Origin of the sequence: Tritonibacter mobilis F1926 (assembly GCF_000376545.2) — a bacterium.
Classification (GTDB): Bacteria; Pseudomonadota; Alphaproteobacteria; order Rhodobacterales; family Rhodobacteraceae; genus Epibacterium; species Epibacterium mobile.
Genome location: NZ_CP015231.1, coordinates 161,449 through 181,364 on the forward strand (window position 1 = coordinate 161,449; position 19,916 = coordinate 181,364).

Here is a 19,916-nt window from a genome sequence, read left to right on the forward strand (position 1 = left end):
AAGAACATTCTTGAGAGAGCATGAGGAACTCCAGCCCCGGTATGCAGTTAAGACGCCATTAGATCCGTTGACGCACATGCTGAGTGATGCGGCTTTTGATCTTGCCACCGCACAGGATCAAACTGTCCACATGAGGGAAATTTTGCACCTCTCAAAAGTCCAAAATGTCCGCAAACTTAGGTTTTTTTCGCCTGCATGTGGGAAGCCCTTGCGAGACGGAGGGGTGGAACGCTAATCTCCACGTCGGAGAAAATGCAAAAGGCGTAAATTTTGCAAAACATGGGAGAAGCTCTTTCATTGGCGGTTCAGCTGGTGATGTCCGGGGACGCCGATCTGTTCGAGATCGTCGGCCTGTCCTTGCGCGTAAGTCTCAGCGCGACTCTGTTGGCATGTCTCATTGGCTTTCCGGTTGGTGCATTGGTGGCAATTAGCCGTTTTCCCGGTCGTGGAGCGGTTTTGGTGCTGATGAACGCGCTCATGGGGCTGCCTCCGGTTGTGGTCGGTTTGCTGGTGTATCTGCATCTCTCTCGCTCCGGCCCTCTCGGTTTTCTGGGGCTGCTCTATACCCCCACTGCAATGATCATTGCGCAAACCATTCTCATTGCTCCCATTGTTGCGGCGTTGTCGCGACAAGTGATCGAAGATCTGCACGCCGAATACGCCGAACAATTTCGCTCCCTGTGCCTGAGCCGCATGCAGACTGTGACGGCGTTGTTGTGGGATGCGCGATACTCCCTCCTGACTGTCGGGCTGGCCGGGTTTGGCAGAGCCGTAGCAGAGGTCGGCGCAGTGATTATCGTTGGTGGCAACATCGACCATCTGACCCGTGTGATGACCACTGCAATTGCGCTTGAGACCTCTAAAGGGGATCTGGCGCTGGCATTGGCGCTGGGACTAATCCTGCTGGTGATTGCTCTCGGCGTGAACGCCGCGGTGCAAGGCCTTCGTATGAGCGCTCGAAGGCAAGCCTATGTCTAATGCCCAAATCGCAACCTTCAGCCCAACCGCCCAACGGGTAACGACTGATCCTTGCCTGCTGCCGCTGCGCGTGCGTGATCTGGGCCTAAAGTGCGCTGAGACCTCTATTTTACATGGGCTTGATTTAGATCTTGCCCCCCATGGCTGCACGGTGATCATGGGTCCGAATGGTGCTGGCAAAAGCATGTTGTTGAAACTGCTACATGGATTGATCCAACCAACAGCAGGGCGGATCGAGTGGGGCGGAAAATCCCCGACGGAGGTCACAGCCCGTCAAGCCATGGTGTTTCAAAAGCCGGTTCTGTTGCGCCGGTCTGTTGCAGCCAACATCGATTTTGTCCTGAAAGCGCGACGCAAACCCCACACTCAAAGGGACTCGCTGCTTGAACATGTTGGTTTGCTCCACAAAGCGCGCGACCCGGCGCGGCGGCTGTCGGGGGGCGAGGCGCAGCGTTTGGCGCTTGCACGCGCTTTGGCATCCGAACCCGAGGTCTTGTTCCTTGATGAGGCAACGGCGAGCCTTGATCCCGCTTCGGTAAAGGCCATTGAGGACATCATTCTTGATGCCAGCGCACGCGGTATTCGCATCATCCTTGTGACCCATGACATCGGTCAAGCCAAACGCCTCGCCGATGACGTGGTCTTTTTGCAAGGCGGCCGTGTCGCAGAACACAGTGCCGCGCGCGACTTCTTTCCCAATCCGCAATCCCCTGCGGCGCGGGATTATTTGAACGGCAGACTTGTTTTCTGACCCAAAACCCTAGGGAGATCCTACATGAAACTGAGCCACACCCTTGGCGTGACATTGTCTGCGCTGACCCTCGCCACGAGCGCGATAGCGGCGGACCAATCCATTATTGTGCAGTCGACCACATCCACCGCCAATTCGGGTCTCTATGATTACCTGCTGCCGCTGTTTCAGGACAAAAGCGGCATTCAGGTGAACGTCGTCGCAGTCGGCACTGGTCAAGCGATCAAGAACGCACAGAACTGTGACGGGGATGTGCTATTGGTCCACGCCAAGGCGGCGGAGGAGAAGTTTGTTGAGGCCGGATTTGGCACCACGCGCACCGATCTGATGTATAATGATTTTGTCATTGTCGGCCCCGACGCTGATCCCGCAGGTGTAGAAGGCATGAATGATGTGCAAGGCGCGCTGGCAAAGATCTCCGAAACCGGTGCCCTCTTTGCGTCGCGCGGCGATGATTCCGGCACTCATAAGAAAGAGGTCGCACTTTGGGCGGATGCCGGTGTCGATCCCACCGCAGCCTCTGGTGAGTGGTATCGCGAAACAGGGTCTGGCATGGGGGCCACGCTAAACGCGGGTATCGGCATGGGCGCTTATGTGATGACCGACCGCGCCACTTGGATCAGCTTTGACAACAAGCAGGATTACTCCATCAAGGTCGAAGGTGACGACGATCTGTTCAACCAGTATGGCGTGATCCCAGTCAATCAGGAGCAATGCCCGTCGGTGAATGCCGAGGCCGCCAAGGCTTTTACAGATTGGCTGATCTCGGACGAAGGCCAAAACGCCATTGCCGCCTATAAGGTGAGCGAGCAGCAACTGTTCTTCCCCAACGCACCGAAGAACTGATACAGTCAAAGGGGAGCGGCCAGTGTTTCGGCCGCCCCCTTATTAGACTGCACCATGACCAAATTTGATCTGCCAGACCACGAATACCTCACCGTTCCTGAACTGGCGGAGTTGCTCCGCCTCAAGGAACGCAAAATCTATGATCTCGCGGCGTCGGGTGAGGTACCCTGCTCTCGGGCTACGGGTAAATTGCTGTTTCCTGCGCTCGAAATTCGGGCGTGGATAGAACGGGCAAAATCTGGCGGTGACAACACCACGCCCATGGAACGCCCACAAATCATGCTCGGCAGTCATGATCCCCTGCTAGATTGGGCGATGCGCCAGTCACGGTCTGGCCTTGCGAGCTATGTCGATGGCTCGCAAGATGGCTTGGAGCGTTTCAGCAAGGGGGACGGGATCGCAACCGGACTTCACTTGCGTGATGGCAAAACCGGCCAATGGAATACGCCTATTGTAGAGCGAATGTCCGCGCGTCAAAACGCGGTTCTGATCCACTTTGCCAGCCGGCAGCGTGGACTCGTTTATCGGGGCGATGGCCATGAGTTGACAGCCCTCGATGACATCGCGGACTTGCGGTTTGTGCCGCGCCAACCTGGCTCTGGTACGGATCGGCTGTTTCTCGATCTAGCCTCTGAAACGAGCCTCAATCTTAGCCAACTGACACAGTCAGACGTGGCCCGTTCTGAAGATGAGGCAGTCGAGAGCATTCGACGTGACACCGCAGATGTGACCTTTGGCCTAGAGGCCGTCGCACAGAGTTACGGGCTACGTTTCACACCGCTCATCAAAGAAGAATTCGCGTTGCTTGTGGACCGAAAAGCGTGGTTCGAGCCCGCATTTCAGTGCTTCTTGACCTTCTGTCAGACCGAAGCGTTCGCCCAACGTGCGGCAAGCATGGGCGGCTATGATATCAGCGGCCTTGGCAAAGTGCTCTGGAATGCCTGACCTGGCGCGGCGCTCCCTCAGGAACGCCAGCCCAGCAGCCGCCGCTCAATCATACCGATAGCCCCGGACGTAAGCACCCCGAGCAGCGACAGGATGACCACGCCCGCGAACAGACGCTCCAGATCATAAAGGGAACCTGCCTCAAGGATATAGGCACCGATCCCGTATTGCGCCCCCAGCATTTCTGCGGCCACAAGCAGGATGATTGCAATCGCAAGGCTGATACGCAGGCCTGAGAGGATACCCGGCATCGCCCCCGGCAGGACGATTTTGCGTACAATCGACAACCACGACAGACCAAAGCTCTGCCCCATACGGATCAAGGAGCGATCCACATTGTCCACCGCACCATAGGTGGCAACCACTGTCGGCGTGAACGTGCCAAAGGCGATCAGAGCGTATTTTGACCCCTCATCAATGCCGAACCAAATCACAAACAACGGCAGCAGCGCGATTTTGGGAATGGGAAAGATTGCCGCCATCACCGGCACTAAACCGGCACGGATGTAAGAAAACAAGCCAATCAGAATACCAACCCCCACCCCGAGGCTCGCCCCAAGCGCGGCCCCCACGGCAAGCCGGGTCAGAGAAGGTCCCATATGTTTGAAAAACAATCCAGATTGCCAGAGTTCAACCAAGGTCGCGAAGACATCCGAGGGCTTAGGCAGCGTCAGCGCAGAGATGAAACCAACACGCGTGCCCCATTCGACAAACCCGATGACGACAACAAAAACCGCCAGGCCCACCCAGCGCCGATTGCCGGGCGCAAAGCCACCACCACGAAACCGAACCTCAAGCGGCTGTCGGGAAAGAGAGGTATCAGACATTGAGCAACTCCTCATCCGCCGCGCGGGCCTCGTCTCGCATCAGGTTCCACAGGTGTTTTTGAACCTGCTCCAACTCCGGGTCTGCATAACCACGCTGTGACAGGGGCTTTTCGATTTCGACCACTTCACGGATCTGCCCGGGACGCCGTGACAGCACGACAATCTTATGCCCCAGACGCACCGCCTCAGCGAGGTTATGGGTGACATAGACAGCCGTAAAAGGCTGGCGTTCCCAAAGGGTAATCAGATCATCCATCAGCAATTCGCGCGTCTGACTGTCGAGTGCCGAGAGCGGCTCATCCATCAGCATCACCGCGGGCTTTACCGCCAGTGCCCGCGCAATTGCGACACGTTGCTTCATACCGCCAGACAGTTGCTTGGGCAGCGCTTTGGCAAAGTCCGTGAGTTTTGTGCGCGCAAGCACATCTGCGATGATCTCTTCTGCCTTGGCTCCGCGAATTCCGTGATCTTCAAGCACGAGGGAAATATTCCCGCGTACGCTGCGCCAAGGCAGCAACGCGAAATCCTGAAACACATAGGTGAGTGGGTTGAGGCACCCTTCTGGCGGCGTTCCCAATTGTAAAACCCGACCGGCTGACGGCCGCTCTAGCCCGCCGAGAAAGCGCAGGAGCGTAGATTTACCGCATCCAGATGGCCCTACGAGGCAGACGATCTGCCCGGAGGCCACGTCCAGAGAAATGTCCCGCAGGACTTCGGTCTCGCCATAAGAATGGCTGATCCCGTCCAGTCGAATATCCATGAGAATATGCCTTGTGTGGGGAGCGGCATCACCACCGCTCCCGGAAGTTCCGGTTCAGGCGCCGATGGTCTCGACGTAGCTGGTATCAAGGAAGGTCTCCAGCGTGATCTCGCTGTTCACCAGACCCTCCGCCTGCATCCATGCCAGTTGATCTGCAACAGAAGCGACATTGATCGCAGCATCTTTGTTCAGACGCATGGAGCCATTGATGATCGACGGCGCGGCCTTTTCGCGCGGGCGATCAGTGTAGACATATTTGTGGATCAGATCGACCATCTCATTGATCGCCTCGTCCCCGTTTTCCTTGTCGACCATAGTGGCGTTGTAATCCGACACCCCCATGCCAAAACCCTTGAGGAAGCTCTCTGTCAGATCCCGCTCATCGCTGGCGTTCTTTGCTGATGTGAAAACGGTCGTGACCTGATAATTCGGCAAATAGTCCGCGACATTGCCAATGATATGCACCGCGCCGGAACCGGCCAGCGGTTTTGCGATATGGGGCACGATGGACCATGCGTCGATCTGACCAGATTTGAGCGCCCCGATGATCGCGCCGACTTTTTGCAAAGGCACGAATTGTGGCGTGCCGCCTTTGGCACCAGCGATCTTTGAGCCCATGTAGTGAAAGGACGACCCCGCCGTGGTCATACCAAAACGCTTGCCGTCCAGACCTGCGGCTGAGGTCAGGCCAGCCTGAAACGCGGCGTCGGATGCGAGGATTTTCTGACCGTCGATGCCCGGCTCCTCAGAAAGCGCGCCCCCAATCACCTTAACCGCGCCCTTGTCTGCAAGGCTGATCAAGCCGCCGGAAATCGCGGTCACGCCAAAATCTACATCACCAGAGGCAATCGCAACCGCCATTGGCTGTGCCGCCTGAAAGAACTTCAATTCGACATCAAGTCCCGCCTCTTTGAAGTAGCCGCGCTCCAGTGCGATAAAGCTTCCTGAATGGCTTGTCAGGCTCAGTGCGCCCACAACCGGCTTTTTGCCCGACGCAATAGCTGGAGCTGCGAGGCTGGACGCAGCGGCCGCGCCCATGAGCGCCAGTGTCTGTCGTCTGTTGAATGTCATGATGGTGTCCTCCCTGTGGTCGTTGACCGGCAAGCATCCGGTCGTATTTGTCAGTTTATTAACCACGCAAATCTGCGCGCGTATCTTCCTCCAGCAGTCTGAGCGCAGATGCGAAATCACGCTCCATCACTGCAGATTTCAGGGCTTCGTGCCGGCTGCGGCGGGCCCCAAAATCTATGCGCCCTTCCCTGAGGCGCGCCAGTCGGAACCGGCGGGACTGATCATAAAACCGTCCAACCATCTCATGAAGGCGCGGCGATCCACATGCAGAGATCAGTGTCGTGAGATAGGATCGACAGGCCTCGTCCCAGCCAAGCGCCGTCGCGTCATCTGGTTGCTGGCACAGTTGGTCTTCGGCACGTATCATCTGATGATGCGCTGCGACGACGGCCGCCTCCCAATCAACACCACCGTGCTTCATTGCGCGTTCAAATGCCAGTTTCTCTACCTCGATCCGCATCATGAGGATGTCGGCCAGATCATCCTCTGTTGCGGAGGTCACCCGGAATCCACGTTGGTTGGTTGCTTCAACCATCCCCTCAGAGACCAGCATGCGCAGGGTTTCCCGCATGGAATGATTAGAACCACCGTATCGCTGGCGCAGGGCTTCGATTTTTAGCTTTTCGTCAGGGTGCAACACACCAAAGGAGATATCGCGCCGGATCGCTGAAGCGAGCATGGCGACGACGGTCGCGTCTTCGACGGATCGGCGAGAAAACAGCATTTCATCCCTGAAAATCGAAAATGTTGGATATTTAGGACTCTGCTCCACCAAACTGTCAACCCGCCAGTCCGATAAGGGCGCTCTCTTCGACCCTTCGCAGACTCTCAAAGGTTACGCGAGAAAGCGCCTGCAGCGGGAAATCTTCAGACAGCTATATACTTGACTCTTTTAAATAGGTTTTATAGCCGCTGAAGCATTCAAGCCGTTGCCGCCAGAAAACACAGCATCGACGCCGCAGCACCAAACCAATCAAGCGAGTTTGCACGCATGGACCTCCACCTGGGCAATATCGAGAGCAAACCTCGCGAAGAAATCTATAATTTATACTTCAATACTAATGACTTGCCTTTCCATATCCACCAAAGTGAAAGCAGCACATAATGCGTTGTTTCGCTCTACTCATCGCAGTGCTTATTGCGTCATGGCTCCCTGCACGCGTTATGGCCCAGAGCTTTCCGGTCGAAATCGAAACGATCTACGGCGTTGCGCGAATTGAGGCCGAACCCAAGCGCGTCGTTTCGCTGAGTTTCATTGGGCATGACTTTCTGCTCTCCCTCGGGGTGGTGCCATACGCGTTGCGCAAATGGTATGGGCCTTACCCTCAGGGTGTCTGGCCTTGGGCCAATAAGGCACTTGGTGAGGCAACCCCGATCGTGATGCAGGGTGAAATCGATATTGAAAGAATCGCAGCGCTCCAGCCGGATCTGATCGTGGCGCAGTGGTCTGGGATTACCCAACGGGAATATGATCTTCTGTCGCAAATTGCCCCCACAATTGCGCCAGCCCCCGGCGAAGGGGATTACAGCATGGCGTGGCAAGACATGCTGATGAGGCTTGGAAAAGCAACAGGACGCAGCTCGCGTGCAACCGAGGTCATCGACCGGATTGATCAGCGCTTTGCCTCTTTGCGTCAGCGCCACCCGGACTGGCAAGGCGCCACGGGTATCATGGTCTGGGCCGGCACCACCGGCGCATACACTGAAACAGATCTCCGGGGAAAATTCCTCGCACAGCTTGGGTTCGTGATGCCGGATGCTATTCGCACCAACGCAGGCGCACGCATGGGCTATTTTCCAATTTCGCCAGAAGACCTATCCCCCATAGATGCGGATGTATTGATCTGGCTCGACAGCGGTGCGTCCATCGATCGCCTAAACAGGCTTCCACTGCGCCGTTTTATGCGCGCCTACAGAGAGGGCCGCGAGATTTATTCAGGTGCGTTGCTGTCGTCAGCGGTGTCGCATTCAAGCCCGCTCAGTCTCGACTATGCGCTTGATGAATTAGAGCCATTGCTGGAGCAGGCCATGGACGGCGATCCCAAAACCACCGTCACAAGCTCTGAAAAGGTGGGGATTCTGGCAAAAGGCGTTTCAGATGGCAGCTGACAGCTCCTCCGTCGCGTTTGGGGGACTGCGCCCTCATCGTCTGATGTGGCTCGGCATTGGTATTCTTGCCTTGCTCATCAGCGCTTTGTTGTCCTTGCGCCTTGGCGTGCGCCTCATTGGTTGGGCGGATATTGGGCAAGCGCTGTTCTCTTTTGATCCCGATACAGCAGATCACATCGTCCTATGGCAGATCCGCCTGCCCCGCATGGTTGGCGCGTTGCTCTGCGGCGGCTGTCTGGGGGTCGCTGGTGCATTGATGCAAGCCCTCACACGCAACCCGCTCGCAGACCCCGGCCTGTTGGGCGTCAACGCAGGTGCAGCTCTTGGGGTTGTCATCTGCACGATTGCGCTTGGGCTAACTGACCCTGCCCAGTTTATCTGGGCCGCGCTGGCAGGGGCTGCAATTGCCTCGGCGCTTGTCTTTGCACTTGGTGGAAACGCCCCTTCGGGCACTGGGCGACTGATCCTCGCCGGTGCCGCCGTAAGCGCCCTTTTTTATGCGCTGATCCGTGGGTTGCTTCTCGTCAGCCGTTCCTCGCTCGAGGTCTATCGAGTCTGGGTATTGGGCGGCTTTGACAACGTCACATTCGACATGGTGGCAACTCTGATGCCGTTTCTTGTCGTGGGATTGGTCTTGGCATTTGCCGCAGGGTTCAGCCTCAATGCGCTGCAGCTTGGCGAAAGTACCGCACAAAGCCTCGGCGTGAGAGTCGGATTTTTGCAACTTCTGACCGGGGCCGCCATTGTTCTTTTGTGTGGAACGACGGTGGCGATGGCCGGTCCAATTGCCTTCATCGGCTTGATCGTACCGCATCTGGCCCGCGTCACTGCCCCGGCCGATATGCGATGGCTATCGATCTACAGTGCAGTCTACGGCGCAACCCTGATGGCGCTTGCAGATCTGATTGCACGTTCTGGCGTATTCGGCGGCAACATGCAGGCCGGTGTGATGTCTGCGATCATCGGCGGCCCGGTCCTGATCTGGCTTGTGCGCAGTAAAGGAGTGCGCAAACTATGATCTACACAATCCGGCTTGGCTCCCTATCTGTGCGCCTTGCACGACGACACCTCCTCATCGGAATGGGGCTATTCTCAGCTCTACTGATTGCGGGAGGTATGGCCTTGCAACTGGGTCAGTTTGATCTGGGTGCAAGCGATCTCTGGTCAGCCTATCGTGGCGAATTGGACAAAATCAGCCAGATGGTCCTGCTGGATCACCGCCTGCCGCGTGTGCTCGTTGCGATTGGTGCGGGCGCGGCCTTTGGGGTGTCCGGTGCCATTTTTCAATCAATGCTGCGCAACCCGATGGCCTCGCCAGATGTGATTGGTTTTAACGCTGGTGCAAGTTGCGCTGCGGTATTTGCGATCCTCGTATTTGGATCTGCACGTTTTGTATTGCCTTGGGCCCTGACAGGCGGGCTTTTGACGGCAGCGCTGGTCTTGCTGCTTGCATGGGATCGAAACGGAAAATCTGGTATTGACCCCTACCGCCTCATCCTTGTGGGGATCGGAGCCAGCCTGACCCTAGGCGCGACCAGCGATTTGCTGATGTCGATGACCGACGAGCAGCGCGCAGCCGATATGGCACAATGGCTGACCGGTACGCTCAACGCACGCAATCAGGCGGATGCAGCCTTGATTTGGGGCGGTCTGGCCGCGCTGACACCGGTTCTGATCTGGCTACAATTTCCATTGAACCGTCTGATCATGTCCGATGACATCGTCCATGGTTTTGGCCTCCGACTGGCCGGTTTGCGTCTGCTCATCACCGGTGTTGGCGTTCTGCTTGCAGCCCTCGCCGTGAGCGTCGCAGGCCCTCTGCCTTTTGTAGCATTTGTGGCAGGCCCAGTTGCCCGAAGGGTGCTGAAAACCGGGGCGCCTGTCCTGTTTGCGGCGGCGCTGGTTGGTGCTTTGGTCACGCTAGGTGCGGACACCGCAGCGCGCATGCTTCCTGTCGTTCAACTGCCCGCAGGGGTCTTTACCGCCGTGATTGGCGCCCCCGTTTTGATGTGGCTGCTCGTCGCCCAATTTCGCAAAGGAGCCCTCTAGACCATGAGCGCAGAACCCCGCCTCGCAGCCTGTGAGCTGAGCGTCAAGTTTGACCGAACCACTGTACTGGATCACCTGTCAGTCGGCTTGCCCGATGGTCAAGTCACCGCAATTGTCGGCCCAAATGCCTGCGGAAAATCGACATTGCTGCGCAGCCTTGCCCGGCTACAAAAAGCGAGTTCCGGGCAAGTGATCCTGGACGGTCAAAGCATCGCAGCGCAAAACAGCAAATCCATCGCCCGCCGACTGGCTATCCTGTCTCAGTCCCCCGTCGCGCCCGAAGGATTAACGGTGCGAGATCTGGTCCTGCGTGGACGCACACCGCATCAATCAGCTTGGCGACAATACTCTGTCGTGGATGCGGCCGCCGTTGCAGCAGCCATTTCTGCCACTGGCCTCAACGGGCTGGAAGAGCGCGTATTAGACACATTGTCCGGGGGTCAGCGCCAGCGCGCATGGATCGCCATGGCATTGGCCCAAGACACAGAGCTCCTGCTGCTTGATGAGCCTACAACCTACCTAGATCTGCCGCATCAGATTGAGTTGCTCGAACTCGTACGCAAACTCAACCGTGAAACCGGTCGTACCATCGCTATGGTTTTACACGATATCAATCTCGTGGCCCGGTACTGTGATCACATCGTTGCCCTACGCGGGGGACAGATCCACAGCACCGGCACCCCGCAATCCGTCATTACTCAGAACATGACGCAGGAGGTTTTTGGCCTGTCCTGCACGATTATTGCCGATCCAAATCACGGCACACCTCACATCATTCCAACCTGAAAAGGACGCTTTCATGTCCATACAAGAGCAGTTCCCATTCGCAGCGCATACTTTGCTGCCAAACCTCTCGTATCCGACCTTACGCAACGCGATCCAGCATCGTGCAAAGGAATTCGACTTACCGCTGGCGCAAGACAGCAAAACCGAAATTCAACTCAAAACCGCCTATGGCACCTATCGCTTTTGGCAAGGGGATGAGGCTCCTATTGCAGAAATCGGGTCGAGCCGGTCTGACTGGCTTTATGTGCTGAAAGAAAGCCTGCAGGATATCGTGCACGAACTGTCGCCCGAAATTGCAAAGGCAATTCATTGGTCAGATGCTCAGGAAAGTGCTGGCAACCGACCACCGAACTTTCAGTTTATAACGATCGAGGACGTGACAGCCTTGGCCGGTGGATTCTTGCGTGTCACCGCACTGGCAGAAGACCTGTCGCATTTCACCACAGACTCTATCCATTTCCGCCTCGCTCTGCCTGATCCCGAACGTCAGGAACCACAATGGCCGTATTTGTCAGACAGTGGCCAAACCATCTGGCCCAAGGGTGAGGCCGCATTGCATCGGCCAGTTTATACCGTGCGCGACATGGATATATCCACGTCTCGCCTCACCTTTGATATCTTCGTCCATGAAGGCGGACGCGCGACTGCATGGGCGCAGAACGTGACGCCCGGCACTCGCGTTGGACTGACGGGGCCAGGTGGTGGTGGCATTCCAGAGGTCAATCAGATCACGATGTATGCGGATGAAACCGGCTTTCCCGCCGTGGCGCGCATCCTTGAGGCACTGGAGCCAAACGCCAGTGGGCATGTGGTTTTGCAACAGACCTGCAGCGCCTCAGCCCATTATCCGATGCCAACCCACCCCGGTGTAAGCATCGAATATGTGCAAGAGTCAGATTCCGACCTTGGCGATCTGGCAATAGAAACGATGCGCAACAGACCCGATCAAATGATCTGGCTTGCAGCCGAAAAGGCAGCCGCGCAAAAATTGCGAGCCGCTTTTAAAACCGAGGGTCTGAATACCAAAGAGCATTATATCGCCGCATATTGGACCCGGCCTGCAATTTCCAATACGCAGGGTTAACTTGACAAAAATGCTATGCTAAATTAGGCGCCAATTCAGGAGGGCAATCCTCCACTAGCCATCTTCGGCAAGCACTATGATGCGCGCCGTGTAGCCAAGTCAGCCTGCCAGCGAGATGCCCCCTAAGAGCACCGTTGCGCCATGTATTGCTACACGGAGCCGAATATGAAAACGTCCCTACTTATCTCGACCTTTTTGCTGCTGCCGGGTTTTGCGCTCGCGCAGAATATCGCTCCAGAAGTAGAGACCCCGCAACCGCCTGTGCCGGAAGTCGGCACAGATATGGTTGCACCACCTGCGCCCGAAACGCCAGAATTCACAACGGCACCGCAGACAAGCGCAGCTGGTGATGCGAGTATGAGCGCGCCTGATGACGCTGCAACTTCAGCACCCGTAGCAGAGGCCGCCGTGGATGATCCTGCAGTGCAAGAACAGCCCATCCTCGAAGAGCCCGCAGCCCCTGACGACGTTCAATCAATGGCACGCGGCGCGTTCGAAGAAGCAAAGACATTCCTGCAAGATGGTGGCCCGTCCATTTGGGCCATCGCGGCACTGTCGGTTGTCACCCTTGCTTTGATCCTTTGGAAAATTTGGCGTCTTGCGCTCATTGGTGCATGGTCGAAGGGCAAAGCCCGTCAGGCAATTCTCGCCTATGAGGCGGGTGATGCGGATCGCGCGCTGGCGCTGGTTCATGGCCGCCGAGGCGTGCGTTCCAAAGTGGTGGCTGCAGCACTAGGCGCTCTTAAGTCAATGCCGGAGGCCCATGCACGCGAAGAAACAGCACGCGTCGCCAAACGCGAACTGGGCTCTGCGCGCAGCGGTTTGGGGGCGTTGGAGCTGATCTCGACCATTGCACCTCTGTTGGGTCTTCTCGGCACGGTGATGGGTATGATCGCAGCCTTTCAGGCATTGCAGGCCGCCGGGTCTAAGGCAGATCCGGCGATGCTCGCTGGCGGTATCTGGGAGGCCCTTTTGACCACCGCTGCCGGTATGGCCGTGGCGATCCCCGCCTCCGCCGCGCTGACGTGGTTCGAAGCCGTGATCGATCGTATCCGCCGCGATGTCGAGGATGGGGCAACGCGTCTCTTTGTCAGCGAACAGCCCAGCAAGATCCGCCTTGCGGCGGAGTGATCCGCAATGCTGTTAAACGACATGCCACAGCGGCCACGCCGCAAACCCAGCCTCACCCCGATGATCGATGTGGTGTTCTTGCTGCTTGTCTTTTTCATGCTGGCATCACGTTTTGGGATTGATGCTGCACTGAGATTGCCGCTGGCTGCGGGCGGTGGCGAATATACCGGGCCGCCCCGATTGATCGACGTCGCCCCAACGCGGGTCTTTGTGAATGGACGTCTCGTTCCAGAAGAGGCGCTCGCACCTGCATTAGAGCCCCTGATGGAACACAAAAGCGACGTTTTGATCTTGCGCGGCAAAGATGGTGCAAACCTGCAGCGGATCGTGACCCTGACAGAAAGTCTGCGCAGCGCTGGATTCACCTCAGTGGTGCTGGTGGAGTAACCGCAGATGGATTTTACAGACGCCCCCCGCCGCCCTCGCGCGGAATCAATTGTGCCGATGATCAACGTGGTGTTCCTGCTGCTGATCTTCTTCCTCATGACGTCCCGTTTGGCACAGCCTGACCCGTTCGAGGTCACCCCGCCAGAGGCGGCTTTGGACACTCCGCTCGAAGCCCGAGCCACGCTCTATGTGGATAAGAGCGGAAAGCTATCATTTGACGGCTTTGAAGGAGACGCCGCTCTGTCGCGGTTGGCAGATGTATCGTCGCAGGATGCCGTTTTACAATTGCGTGCGGATGCAGAACTAGAAGCCGCCGCCGCTGCCGGCCTGCTTGGTCAATTGTCGGCGGCAGGCTTTGCGCGTGTCGAACTGGTGGTGAGCCCAAGATGAAACATTGGATCGAAGGCAGCCTATTTGCTGGCCTCGCACTTGCTGTTCATGTGGCGATATTCGCCAGTTTCCCACAAAACGGCAGTGAGGCCGGTGGGGCTGGGGGCGAATATGTCGTCTCAATCGCCGGCGCTGCTCCGACGGTTCGAGAGATGGTGCAACAGTGGGAAAAACCGCCAGAAACGCCGCAAGTTCAGCAAGAGGTTCTGGATGCGCCAGAGATGGATACGCCTCCTCCACCCGAACTTGCGCAACTGGATAACACCCCTGCCCCCCGCGCCGAAGTGCGACTGGCTATGGCTGAACCTCAAAAGATAGATGCACCCGAAATCGATACGGAAACAGCGCCGCCACCACCGGAACCTGAGCCAGAACCGGAACCCGAGCCTGAGCCAGAACCGGAAGAAGCTCCTGAAACCGGACAAAAAGCGCAAAACAACAGCGCCGGGCGCACTGAACAACGCGCCGCCGGTTCGGGTGGCTCATCGCAGGCAGGAACCTCGACGAGCGCCAATACAACCCTTAACAAAGGGCAACAGGCAAAACTCGTTGCAGTTTGGGGCGCAAAAATTCGCTCGCGTATCGAGCGACGCAAACGCTACCCCTCAGGGGGGCGTGGCGACGGTTCGGTTGTTGTGCGACTGACGGTCAGCCGCGATGGGCAGCTGCTGAATTACGGTATCGCGCGGTCCTCAGGACAGGCTGCCTTTGATCAGGCGGCGCTCAGCGCAATCAAGAGCGCACGCAGGTTCCCCAAAGCGCCGAATAATCTGCCGGGAACTCAGTTCCCATTCTCCCTGAAGATCTCATTTAGCCGATAAGCTTTGGCAACAAACAGCGTGTCCGGGGTGGAACCATCCGCTCCGGGCGCGCGCTTTTTACGGCGCTGCCTGTCTGCTGTTCTCATGCCCCGGCTCAGTGATCAAACAGTGTTTCAATCCGCCCATCGCCAAGGGAACAATTTCCCACGTCATGCGTATTATTCACCATGTCGGACCTGTCTGCATGCGTGGCATTGAAGTTGCGCCGCCTGATCGATACCTGCGGGTCAAGTCAATGGAGCTTACCCATGAAGAAACAGATCGCCATCACCGCACTCACCCTCGCCACCGCATTCGGCACTGCCCATGCGGAAACCATCAATGTCGGCATGTCCGGCGGCTACTTTCCCTTCACCTTCGTCAAGCTGGATGAACTGCAAGGGTTTGAAGTTGATGTGATCAACGCAATCGCCGAAGAAACCGGCGATGAGGTGAATTTTGTCACCATGTCGTTCTCGGGCCTGATTGGCGCATTGGAATCCGGCCGCATCGACACCATCGCAAATCAGATCACCATCACGCCCGAACGCGAGCAGAAATTCGCGTTTTCTCAGCCGTATGTCTACGATGGCGCGCAGGTCGTGGTAAAACGCGGCAATGAGGGCACCATCAAATCCACCTCTGATCTGAGCGGGAAATCCGTAGCCGTGAACCTTGGCTCCAATTTTGAGGAGCTGCTGAACACACTTCCGAACGCCTCTGAAATCGAGATCCGCACCTATGAAAGCAACATCGCACAAGATACCGCTCTGGGTCGTGTTGATGCTTTTGTGATGGACCGGGTGTCTTCGGCGCAGCTGATTTCTGAAAGCCCGTTGCCACTTGCGCTCGCGGGGTCTCCGTTCAGCGAAATCCGCAACGCTCTGCCCTTCCGCACTGATGAAAACGGTATCGCGCTGCGTGACAAATTTGATGCCGCGCTGACCACGCTTAAAGAAGACGGCACCCTGTCGGAGATTTCGAACAAATGGTTCGGCACTGACATCACCGTGGCGGAGTAATCCTGTGCAAGGCCTGAATCTGGAATACATGTGGGATCTGGTTCCGATCCTGCTGGGCTACGTGCCCCTGACGCTGTTCATGGCTGTTGTCGGCATGGCCTGTGCGCTGGTGCTGGCATCGATCCTTGCAGTCGAGCGGGTCTTTCAGATTCCGGTTCTTGATGGTGTGGTACGGCTGTTCATCAGCTTCTTTCGCGGCACACCGCTGCTGGTTCAGCTGTTCTTGTTCTATTATGGCTTGCCACAGGTGCTATCGTTCCTTGGCACCATCAACGGCGTGACCGCAACGATCATGGGGCTGACGCTGCATTTCTCGGCCTATATGGCCGAGAGTATTCGCGCAGCCATTCTCGGGGTTGATCGCAGCCAGTGGGAAGCCGCCCAAGCGGTTGGCATGACGCAAGGCCAGATGATGCGGCAGATCATCCTGCCACAGGCCGCCCGCGTCGCAGCTCCGACGCTGGTCAACTACTTCATCGACATGATCAAAGGCACGTCTCTAGCGTTTACGCTGGGCGTCACCGAACTGATGGGCGCAACGCAAAAAGAAGCTGCTGGCAGCTTTCTCTACTTCGAAGCCTTTCTGGTCGCCGCCGCGATCTATTGGGGCATTGTCGAGGCGCTTTCTTATAGTCAGCGTCATCTGGAAACCTACCTGAACAAGGCGCACGCACGATGAGCGAGACCGCAGGCATCAGCATTTCCGGCCTCAGCAAATCTTTTGGCGAGACAACCGTTCTTCGCGATATCTCGCTTGAGATCGAACCGGGTGAGCGCGTGGTCATTATTGGCCCGTCTGGCACCGGGAAATCCACGCTGCTGCGCAGCCTGAACTTTCTCGACCAGCCGGACCGCGGATTGATCCGGGTTGGCGATTTGACGGTGGACGCCGCACAAGCAAGCCGAGCCGATATCCTCGCGTTACGGCGGCGCACGTCCTTTGTGTTCCAAAACTATGCGCTCTTTGCCAACAAGACCGCGCAACAAAACATCACACAGGCTCTGATCACGGTTAAGGGCCTCTCTCGCCCGGAGGCCGATGCGCGCGCAGAGGCGATTTTGAAAGAAACCGGCCTGTTGGATAAGGCGAACGCCTACCCAGCTGCACTTTCAGGCGGGCAGCAGCAACGGGTTGGGATCGGTCGTGCGATGGCATTGGATGCCGATCTGATGTTGTTTGATGAGCCAACCTCTGCGCTCGACCCTGAATGGGTGGGAGAGGTGCTTGATCTGATGCGCCGGGTTGCAGAAAAGGGGCAAACCATGTTGATCGTCACGCACGAGATGCAATTCGCCCGCGAAATCGCAGATCGGATCATTTTTATGACTGGGGGTGATGTGGTCGAACAGGGCCCGCCAGACCAAATTCTCAACACCCCCCAAGACCAGCGCACGCGCGCCTTTTTGCGCCGCGTCTTATAATTGCGCCTGCGAATGAACTGGTCCGTAGCCGCGCGACCGAAAAGGCCCCGAGCTCAGGATTGAACATTAGCCCGGCCCTGACGGGCTCGTCTGCCCACTGCCGAGACACAGCCATTCGGCAATGCCTCACAGCCGAGCGCTCAAAGCTGCAACAAGGCGCTTTCTCGCGACTTTAGCGTCAGGCGTGCGGAGGGGCCGTAATTTTGCCAATCTGACATGAGTTCCAGAACCTCGGCCCGTGTCTCGGTATCAAATGCCTCAAGCGTTTCGGCACCGGGGTGATAACTTTCACTTTCCAGCCCGTTTCCACACACGATTTCATGGCGGTCAAAGAGCAGATGCACATAGGATACAAGCGCACCATCTGCCTGAAACCGAATGGTATCACCATTGACGAGATGCTTTGCCTTAACCAGCACTTCGGATTGACCAAACTGCAACTCCGCCAGTTCAGACGTAACAAGAACGCGGTGATTGGGCGACAACGCCACTTGTCCGTGGTTCCCTAATGCACCGGAGGCAAAAACGACCGGTGCATTGTGCCCGGTTGCATAGCGCCGACTGCGCCCGATCCAGCGTAGAGGCTGTAGCCCGTGGTCTCGTGTCACAATCTGCATACCGATGCTGAGATCTTCGACCGCGATCGGCCCTACCTCGGTATTGATCAATGTGCCTGCCACAAAACAAGGTGGCGGCGTGACCTTGGTTTCTACCTGAACCAACCCGGTGTCACTGTGTCCTTGGTCGTCCTTGACCGTATAGGTGAAACTGCTGGTTTCATCATGGGGTGTGTCGTTGGTTATCGTGAGCGTACCATCCGCATTCAGCGTCACCACCTCACCGCTGCTCAGCGTCACCGTGTCCCCGGCGGAAACCGGCTTTCCTGCAATATGAGTGATGGTCAGTGTAGTGCCGTCGGGATGTTCGTCATTGCCCAAGATATCAATGGTTTCCGATCCATCCCCGGAAATCGAAATCACATCGTCAATGGCGACAAGCTCAGGCTCAAATGGGCCAGTCAACGTGTCGATATCGGACTTCCAGACCAGATCCCCCAACAAACCCCCACCCGGAAGGTCGGTGAAGTCAATCGTCATCGTGGTGTAGAGGTCGCCAACAGGTGCGTTGCCATTCAGGCCCGCAATACCAGAGTAGGTCGTGGTGATCTTACCGCTCAAATCCTCATAATCTGGGGAAAGTTGGAAAGGAAAACCCTCCTTCGACCCTGTCGTCGAGGGGTCATCTGGATTGCCGTCACTGGCGTAGGTAGTATCGAAAACAGAGTTTGCAGGCGCGAGATCAATTTGCAGCGATGTCAGGGTCTTGGTCGTGGACAATTCGTGCCAGTCATACCCAAAGAACATATCGATGTTGTCGCCGGTGGCTCCGCCGGCAGTGTAGGGGTCCAGCGCCTTCCAGGTAATGGTCTCGGTTGTTCCATCTGCATAGGTGGCAACAATCTGCGCCCCCTCAAGATCAACCCCGCGAGACGCCGTGTCCGCCCGAATGCCATGGTCGCTTTGCCGGGGATCCTCGTCGAGCCGGATAATGTCGATTTCGGGCATGGCCTACGCCTCTTCGTAACAAACACACTCTGCCAATGGCAGAATTAGGTAAAGATATCGAAACACCCCGCACACATGTGACCCACCTCATAGGCGGCGCAGGCACGCGATATGGCTTCGATGTATCCCGGCACTTTCGCCATGAAGGCGATGACAACCGGCATTCATTGCATGTGTTACGTCTTGGGTAGGCAGTGTGATATTATGATGGCAAAAACACATCATGTTTGCGGCACATACCATTCACGGAAGGTGACATATTCAGACGATGTCACAAAACTTGGCGCGCATCCGTCTCACCCATCTTGTTGATGCGTCGCCCAAGACCCCCCCATATGGTGAGGTCGTTTCCTGCAAGCATGTTTGGCAATCCTACATCCGAGACCTGTTGCCTCTACATCTCAATACGCGCAATGGCAGCGTTACAAGCGCCCTCAACCTGTTTTACCACGCCGTTGACCCGCGCCGGAGATAGACCCAGCTCGGCGGCAATATCCTTCTGACGCTCGTCCTTTAGACGACAACGCAAGAATATGTCCTGCTTTCGCTCTGGTTGAGCATTAAGCGCCTTTATCACCTCGCAGAGCGTTTGCTTGTCCTCCAGATGCACGCGCCCGCAAATCGGCGTTATCTCTGCCCAACCCGTCACTGCCTCATCATCAAAGTCGGTCGGCAACTCTCGTTTGTGTTTGCGCAGGTAGTCGATAGAGGCGTTGCGAACCATTTGTGCAACGTAACATTTCAGATTGCTCGGAGTTTGGCTCGGTGGCTTTATCATGCATTTTAGGGCGGTATTTTGAAGCACGTCTTCGGCTGCCTCCCTTTGTTTGACGACCTTCAATGCTTCACAAAGGTGCAGTTTTCGGCGCGCAACCAGCTCACGAATGAGCAGTTCGCACACCGGGTCTTGGTGCGGGAGAGACATGGCGAATCCTAGGGTCAAATGGCCGAAAAAGAACGCGGCCGGCTTTCAGAACGGGCGGAAACTGCCTG

22 protein-coding genes are annotated in these 19,916 nt (G+C 56.8%); 16 read left to right on the forward strand and 6 right to left on the reverse strand.

Annotation, left to right across the window (positions count from 1 at the left end):
- Window positions 1-270 precede the first annotated feature (270 nt).
- Genes K529_RS16220 through K529_RS16235 form a run of 4 tightly spaced genes read left to right on the forward strand, consistent with a single transcriptional unit; the run spans window position 271 to window position 3,520 of the window.
- Entirely contained in the window at window positions 271-978 is a 708-nt protein-coding gene (locus K529_RS16220; RefSeq protein ID WP_040641644.1) for an ABC transporter permease, read from the forward strand.
- Complete coding sequence (locus tag K529_RS16225) at window positions 971-1,729, forward strand: ATP-binding cassette domain-containing protein (protein WP_005614065.1); 759 nt, start codon at window positions 971-973, stop codon at window positions 1,727-1,729. The genes K529_RS16220 and K529_RS16225 overlap by 8 nt, the downstream gene beginning before the upstream one ends.
- Window positions 1,730-1,753: 24 nt before the next feature.
- Window positions 1,754-2,575 carry a substrate-binding domain-containing protein gene (locus tag K529_RS16230; protein WP_005614067.1) on the forward strand — a complete coding sequence of 274 codons (822 nt, stop codon included), beginning with the start codon at window positions 1,754-1,756 and terminating at the stop codon, window positions 2,573-2,575.
- A 54-nt stretch (window positions 2,576-2,629) separates the two neighbouring features.
- Window positions 2,630-3,520 carry a helix-turn-helix transcriptional regulator gene (locus K529_RS16235; protein WP_005614070.1) on the forward strand — a complete coding sequence of 297 codons (891 nt, stop codon included), beginning with the start codon at window positions 2,630-2,632 and terminating at the stop codon, window positions 3,518-3,520.
- Window positions 3,521-3,537: 17 nt separating this feature from the next.
- On the opposite strand, the gene K529_RS16240 is transcribed toward K529_RS16235, so the two are convergent.
- From K529_RS16240 to K529_RS16255, 4 genes are read right to left on the reverse strand one after another with little or no spacing between them, the layout of a single operon-like run.
- On the reverse strand, window positions 3,538-4,347 hold the full coding sequence (locus K529_RS16240) for an ABC transporter permease (protein WP_005614072.1): 810 nt from the start codon (window positions 4,345-4,347) through the stop codon (window positions 3,538-3,540).
- Window positions 4,340-5,107, reverse strand: coding sequence for an ABC transporter ATP-binding protein (locus K529_RS16245; RefSeq protein WP_005614074.1), 768 nt, complete (start codon window positions 5,105-5,107; stop codon window positions 4,340-4,342). Before K529_RS16245 ends, K529_RS16240 begins: the two co-directional genes overlap by 8 nt.
- A gap of 54 nt (window positions 5,108-5,161) precedes the next feature.
- Window positions 5,162-6,178 (reverse strand): ABC transporter substrate-binding protein, encoded by a 1,017-nt coding sequence (locus tag K529_RS16250; RefSeq protein WP_005614076.1) that lies wholly within the window; start codon window positions 6,176-6,178, stop codon window positions 5,162-5,164.
- Between the two features lie 58 nt (window positions 6,179-6,236).
- Entirely contained in the window at window positions 6,237-6,902 is a 666-nt protein-coding gene (locus tag K529_RS16255; protein WP_005614078.1) for a GntR family transcriptional regulator, read from the reverse strand.
- Window positions 6,903-7,282: 380 nt separating this feature from the next.
- On the opposite strand from K529_RS16255, the gene K529_RS16260 reads away from it, so the two are divergent.
- The 12 genes from K529_RS16260 (at window position 7,283) to K529_RS16315 (ending at window position 17,358) form a co-directional block, all read left to right on the forward strand.
- A complete protein-coding gene (locus K529_RS16260; RefSeq protein ID WP_005614080.1) occupies window positions 7,283-8,287 on the forward strand; it encodes an iron-siderophore ABC transporter substrate-binding protein in 1,005 nt (334 codons plus the stop codon).
- Window positions 8,277-9,305 (forward strand): FecCD family ABC transporter permease, encoded by a 1,029-nt coding sequence (locus K529_RS16265; protein WP_005614082.1) that lies wholly within the window; start codon window positions 8,277-8,279, stop codon window positions 9,303-9,305. The genes K529_RS16260 and K529_RS16265 overlap by 11 nt, the downstream gene beginning before the upstream one ends.
- Window positions 9,302-10,336 carry a FecCD family ABC transporter permease gene (locus tag K529_RS16270; protein WP_005614084.1) on the forward strand — a complete coding sequence of 345 codons (1,035 nt, stop codon included), beginning with the start codon at window positions 9,302-9,304 and terminating at the stop codon, window positions 10,334-10,336. The genes K529_RS16265 and K529_RS16270 overlap by 4 nt, the downstream gene beginning before the upstream one ends.
- A gap of 3 nt (window positions 10,337-10,339) precedes the next feature.
- Window positions 10,340-11,122 carry an ABC transporter ATP-binding protein gene (locus K529_RS16275; RefSeq protein WP_005614087.1) on the forward strand — a complete coding sequence of 261 codons (783 nt, stop codon included), beginning with the start codon at window positions 10,340-10,342 and terminating at the stop codon, window positions 11,120-11,122.
- Between the two features lie 13 nt (window positions 11,123-11,135).
- Window positions 11,136-12,206 carry a siderophore-interacting protein gene (locus K529_RS16280; protein ID WP_005614090.1) on the forward strand — a complete coding sequence of 357 codons (1,071 nt, stop codon included), beginning with the start codon at window positions 11,136-11,138 and terminating at the stop codon, window positions 12,204-12,206.
- Window positions 12,207-12,371: 165 nt separating this feature from the next.
- Window positions 12,372-13,337, forward strand: a complete 966-nt coding sequence (locus K529_RS16285) for a MotA/TolQ/ExbB proton channel family protein (protein ID WP_040641646.1) — start codon at window positions 12,372-12,374, stop codon at window positions 13,335-13,337.
- Between the two features lie 6 nt (window positions 13,338-13,343).
- Window positions 13,344-13,724: an ExbD/TolR family protein gene (locus K529_RS16290; protein ID WP_005614093.1), complete on the forward strand. Its 381-nt coding sequence runs from the start codon at window positions 13,344-13,346 to the stop codon at window positions 13,722-13,724.
- Window positions 13,725-13,730: 6 nt separating this feature from the next.
- Complete coding sequence (locus K529_RS16295; protein ID WP_005614094.1) at window positions 13,731-14,114, forward strand: ExbD/TolR family protein; 384 nt, start codon at window positions 13,731-13,733, stop codon at window positions 14,112-14,114.
- Window positions 14,111-14,935, forward strand: coding sequence for an energy transducer TonB (locus K529_RS16300; RefSeq protein ID WP_005614095.1), 825 nt, complete (start codon window positions 14,111-14,113; stop codon window positions 14,933-14,935). Before K529_RS16295 ends, K529_RS16300 begins: the two co-directional genes overlap by 4 nt.
- 248 nt (window positions 14,936-15,183) lie before the next feature.
- Window positions 15,184-15,936: an amino acid ABC transporter substrate-binding protein gene (locus K529_RS16305; RefSeq protein WP_005614096.1), complete on the forward strand. Its 753-nt coding sequence runs from the start codon at window positions 15,184-15,186 to the stop codon at window positions 15,934-15,936.
- Window positions 15,937-15,940: 4 nt separating this feature from the next.
- A complete protein-coding gene (locus tag K529_RS16310; RefSeq protein ID WP_005614098.1) occupies window positions 15,941-16,615 on the forward strand; it encodes an amino acid ABC transporter permease in 675 nt (224 codons plus the stop codon).
- A complete protein-coding gene (locus K529_RS16315; protein ID WP_005614099.1) occupies window positions 16,612-17,358 on the forward strand; it encodes an amino acid ABC transporter ATP-binding protein in 747 nt (248 codons plus the stop codon). The genes K529_RS16310 and K529_RS16315 overlap by 4 nt, the downstream gene beginning before the upstream one ends.
- A 140-nt stretch (window positions 17,359-17,498) precedes the next feature.
- Here the strand turns inward: K529_RS16315 and K529_RS16320 are convergent, their stop codons facing one another.
- Together K529_RS16320 and K529_RS16325 are read right to left on the reverse strand one after the other, a co-directional pair.
- On the reverse strand, window positions 17,499-18,923 hold the full coding sequence (locus K529_RS16320) for a Hint domain-containing protein (protein WP_005614100.1): 1,425 nt from the start codon (window positions 18,921-18,923) through the stop codon (window positions 17,499-17,501).
- A gap of 394 nt (window positions 18,924-19,317) precedes the next feature.
- A complete protein-coding gene (locus K529_RS16325; protein WP_005614103.1) occupies window positions 19,318-19,848 on the reverse strand; it encodes an RNA polymerase sigma factor in 531 nt (176 codons plus the stop codon).
- Window positions 19,849-19,916 lie beyond the last annotated feature (68 nt).

Coding starts and splice junctions, on each gene's coding strand:
- K529_RS16225 (WP_005614065.1), top strand. CDS start 971: ATGTCTAATGCCCAAATCGCAACCTTCAGCCCAACCGCCCAACGGGTA.
- K529_RS16230 (WP_005614067.1), top strand. CDS start 1,754: ATGAAACTGAGCCACACCCTTGGCGTGACATTGTCTGCGCTGACCCTC.
- K529_RS16235 (WP_005614070.1), top strand. CDS start 2,630: ATGACCAAATTTGATCTGCCAGACCACGAATACCTCACCGTTCCTGAA.
- K529_RS16240 (WP_005614072.1), bottom strand. CDS start 4,347: ATGTCTGATACCTCTCTTTCCCGACAGCCGCTTGAGGTTCGGTTTCGT.
- K529_RS16245 (WP_005614074.1), bottom strand. CDS start 5,107: ATGGATATTCGACTGGACGGGATCAGCCATTCTTATGGCGAGACCGAA.
- K529_RS16250 (WP_005614076.1), bottom strand. CDS start 6,178: ATGACATTCAACAGACGACAGACACTGGCGCTCATGGGCGCGGCCGCT.
- K529_RS16255 (WP_005614078.1), bottom strand. CDS start 6,902: ATGCTGTTTTCTCGCCGATCCGTCGAAGACGCGACCGTCGTCGCCATG.
- K529_RS16260 (WP_005614080.1), top strand. CDS start 7,283: ATGCGTTGTTTCGCTCTACTCATCGCAGTGCTTATTGCGTCATGGCTC.
- K529_RS16265 (WP_005614082.1), top strand. CDS start 8,277: ATGGCAGCTGACAGCTCCTCCGTCGCGTTTGGGGGACTGCGCCCTCAT.
- K529_RS16270 (WP_005614084.1), top strand. CDS start 9,302: ATGATCTACACAATCCGGCTTGGCTCCCTATCTGTGCGCCTTGCACGA.
- K529_RS16275 (WP_005614087.1), top strand. CDS start 10,340: ATGAGCGCAGAACCCCGCCTCGCAGCCTGTGAGCTGAGCGTCAAGTTT.
- K529_RS16280 (WP_005614090.1), top strand. CDS start 11,136: ATGTCCATACAAGAGCAGTTCCCATTCGCAGCGCATACTTTGCTGCCA.
- K529_RS16285 (WP_040641646.1), top strand. CDS start 12,372: ATGAAAACGTCCCTACTTATCTCGACCTTTTTGCTGCTGCCGGGTTTT.
- K529_RS16290 (WP_005614093.1), top strand. CDS start 13,344: ATGCTGTTAAACGACATGCCACAGCGGCCACGCCGCAAACCCAGCCTC.
- K529_RS16295 (WP_005614094.1), top strand. CDS start 13,731: ATGGATTTTACAGACGCCCCCCGCCGCCCTCGCGCGGAATCAATTGTG.
- K529_RS16300 (WP_005614095.1), top strand. CDS start 14,111: ATGAAACATTGGATCGAAGGCAGCCTATTTGCTGGCCTCGCACTTGCT.
- K529_RS16305 (WP_005614096.1), top strand. CDS start 15,184: ATGAAGAAACAGATCGCCATCACCGCACTCACCCTCGCCACCGCATTC.
- K529_RS16315 (WP_005614099.1), top strand. CDS start 16,612: ATGAGCGAGACCGCAGGCATCAGCATTTCCGGCCTCAGCAAATCTTTT.
- K529_RS16320 (WP_005614100.1), bottom strand. CDS start 18,923: ATGCCCGAAATCGACATTATCCGGCTCGACGAGGATCCCCGGCAAAGC.
- K529_RS16325 (WP_005614103.1), bottom strand. CDS start 19,848: ATGTCTCTCCCGCACCAAGACCCGGTGTGCGAACTGCTCATTCGTGAG.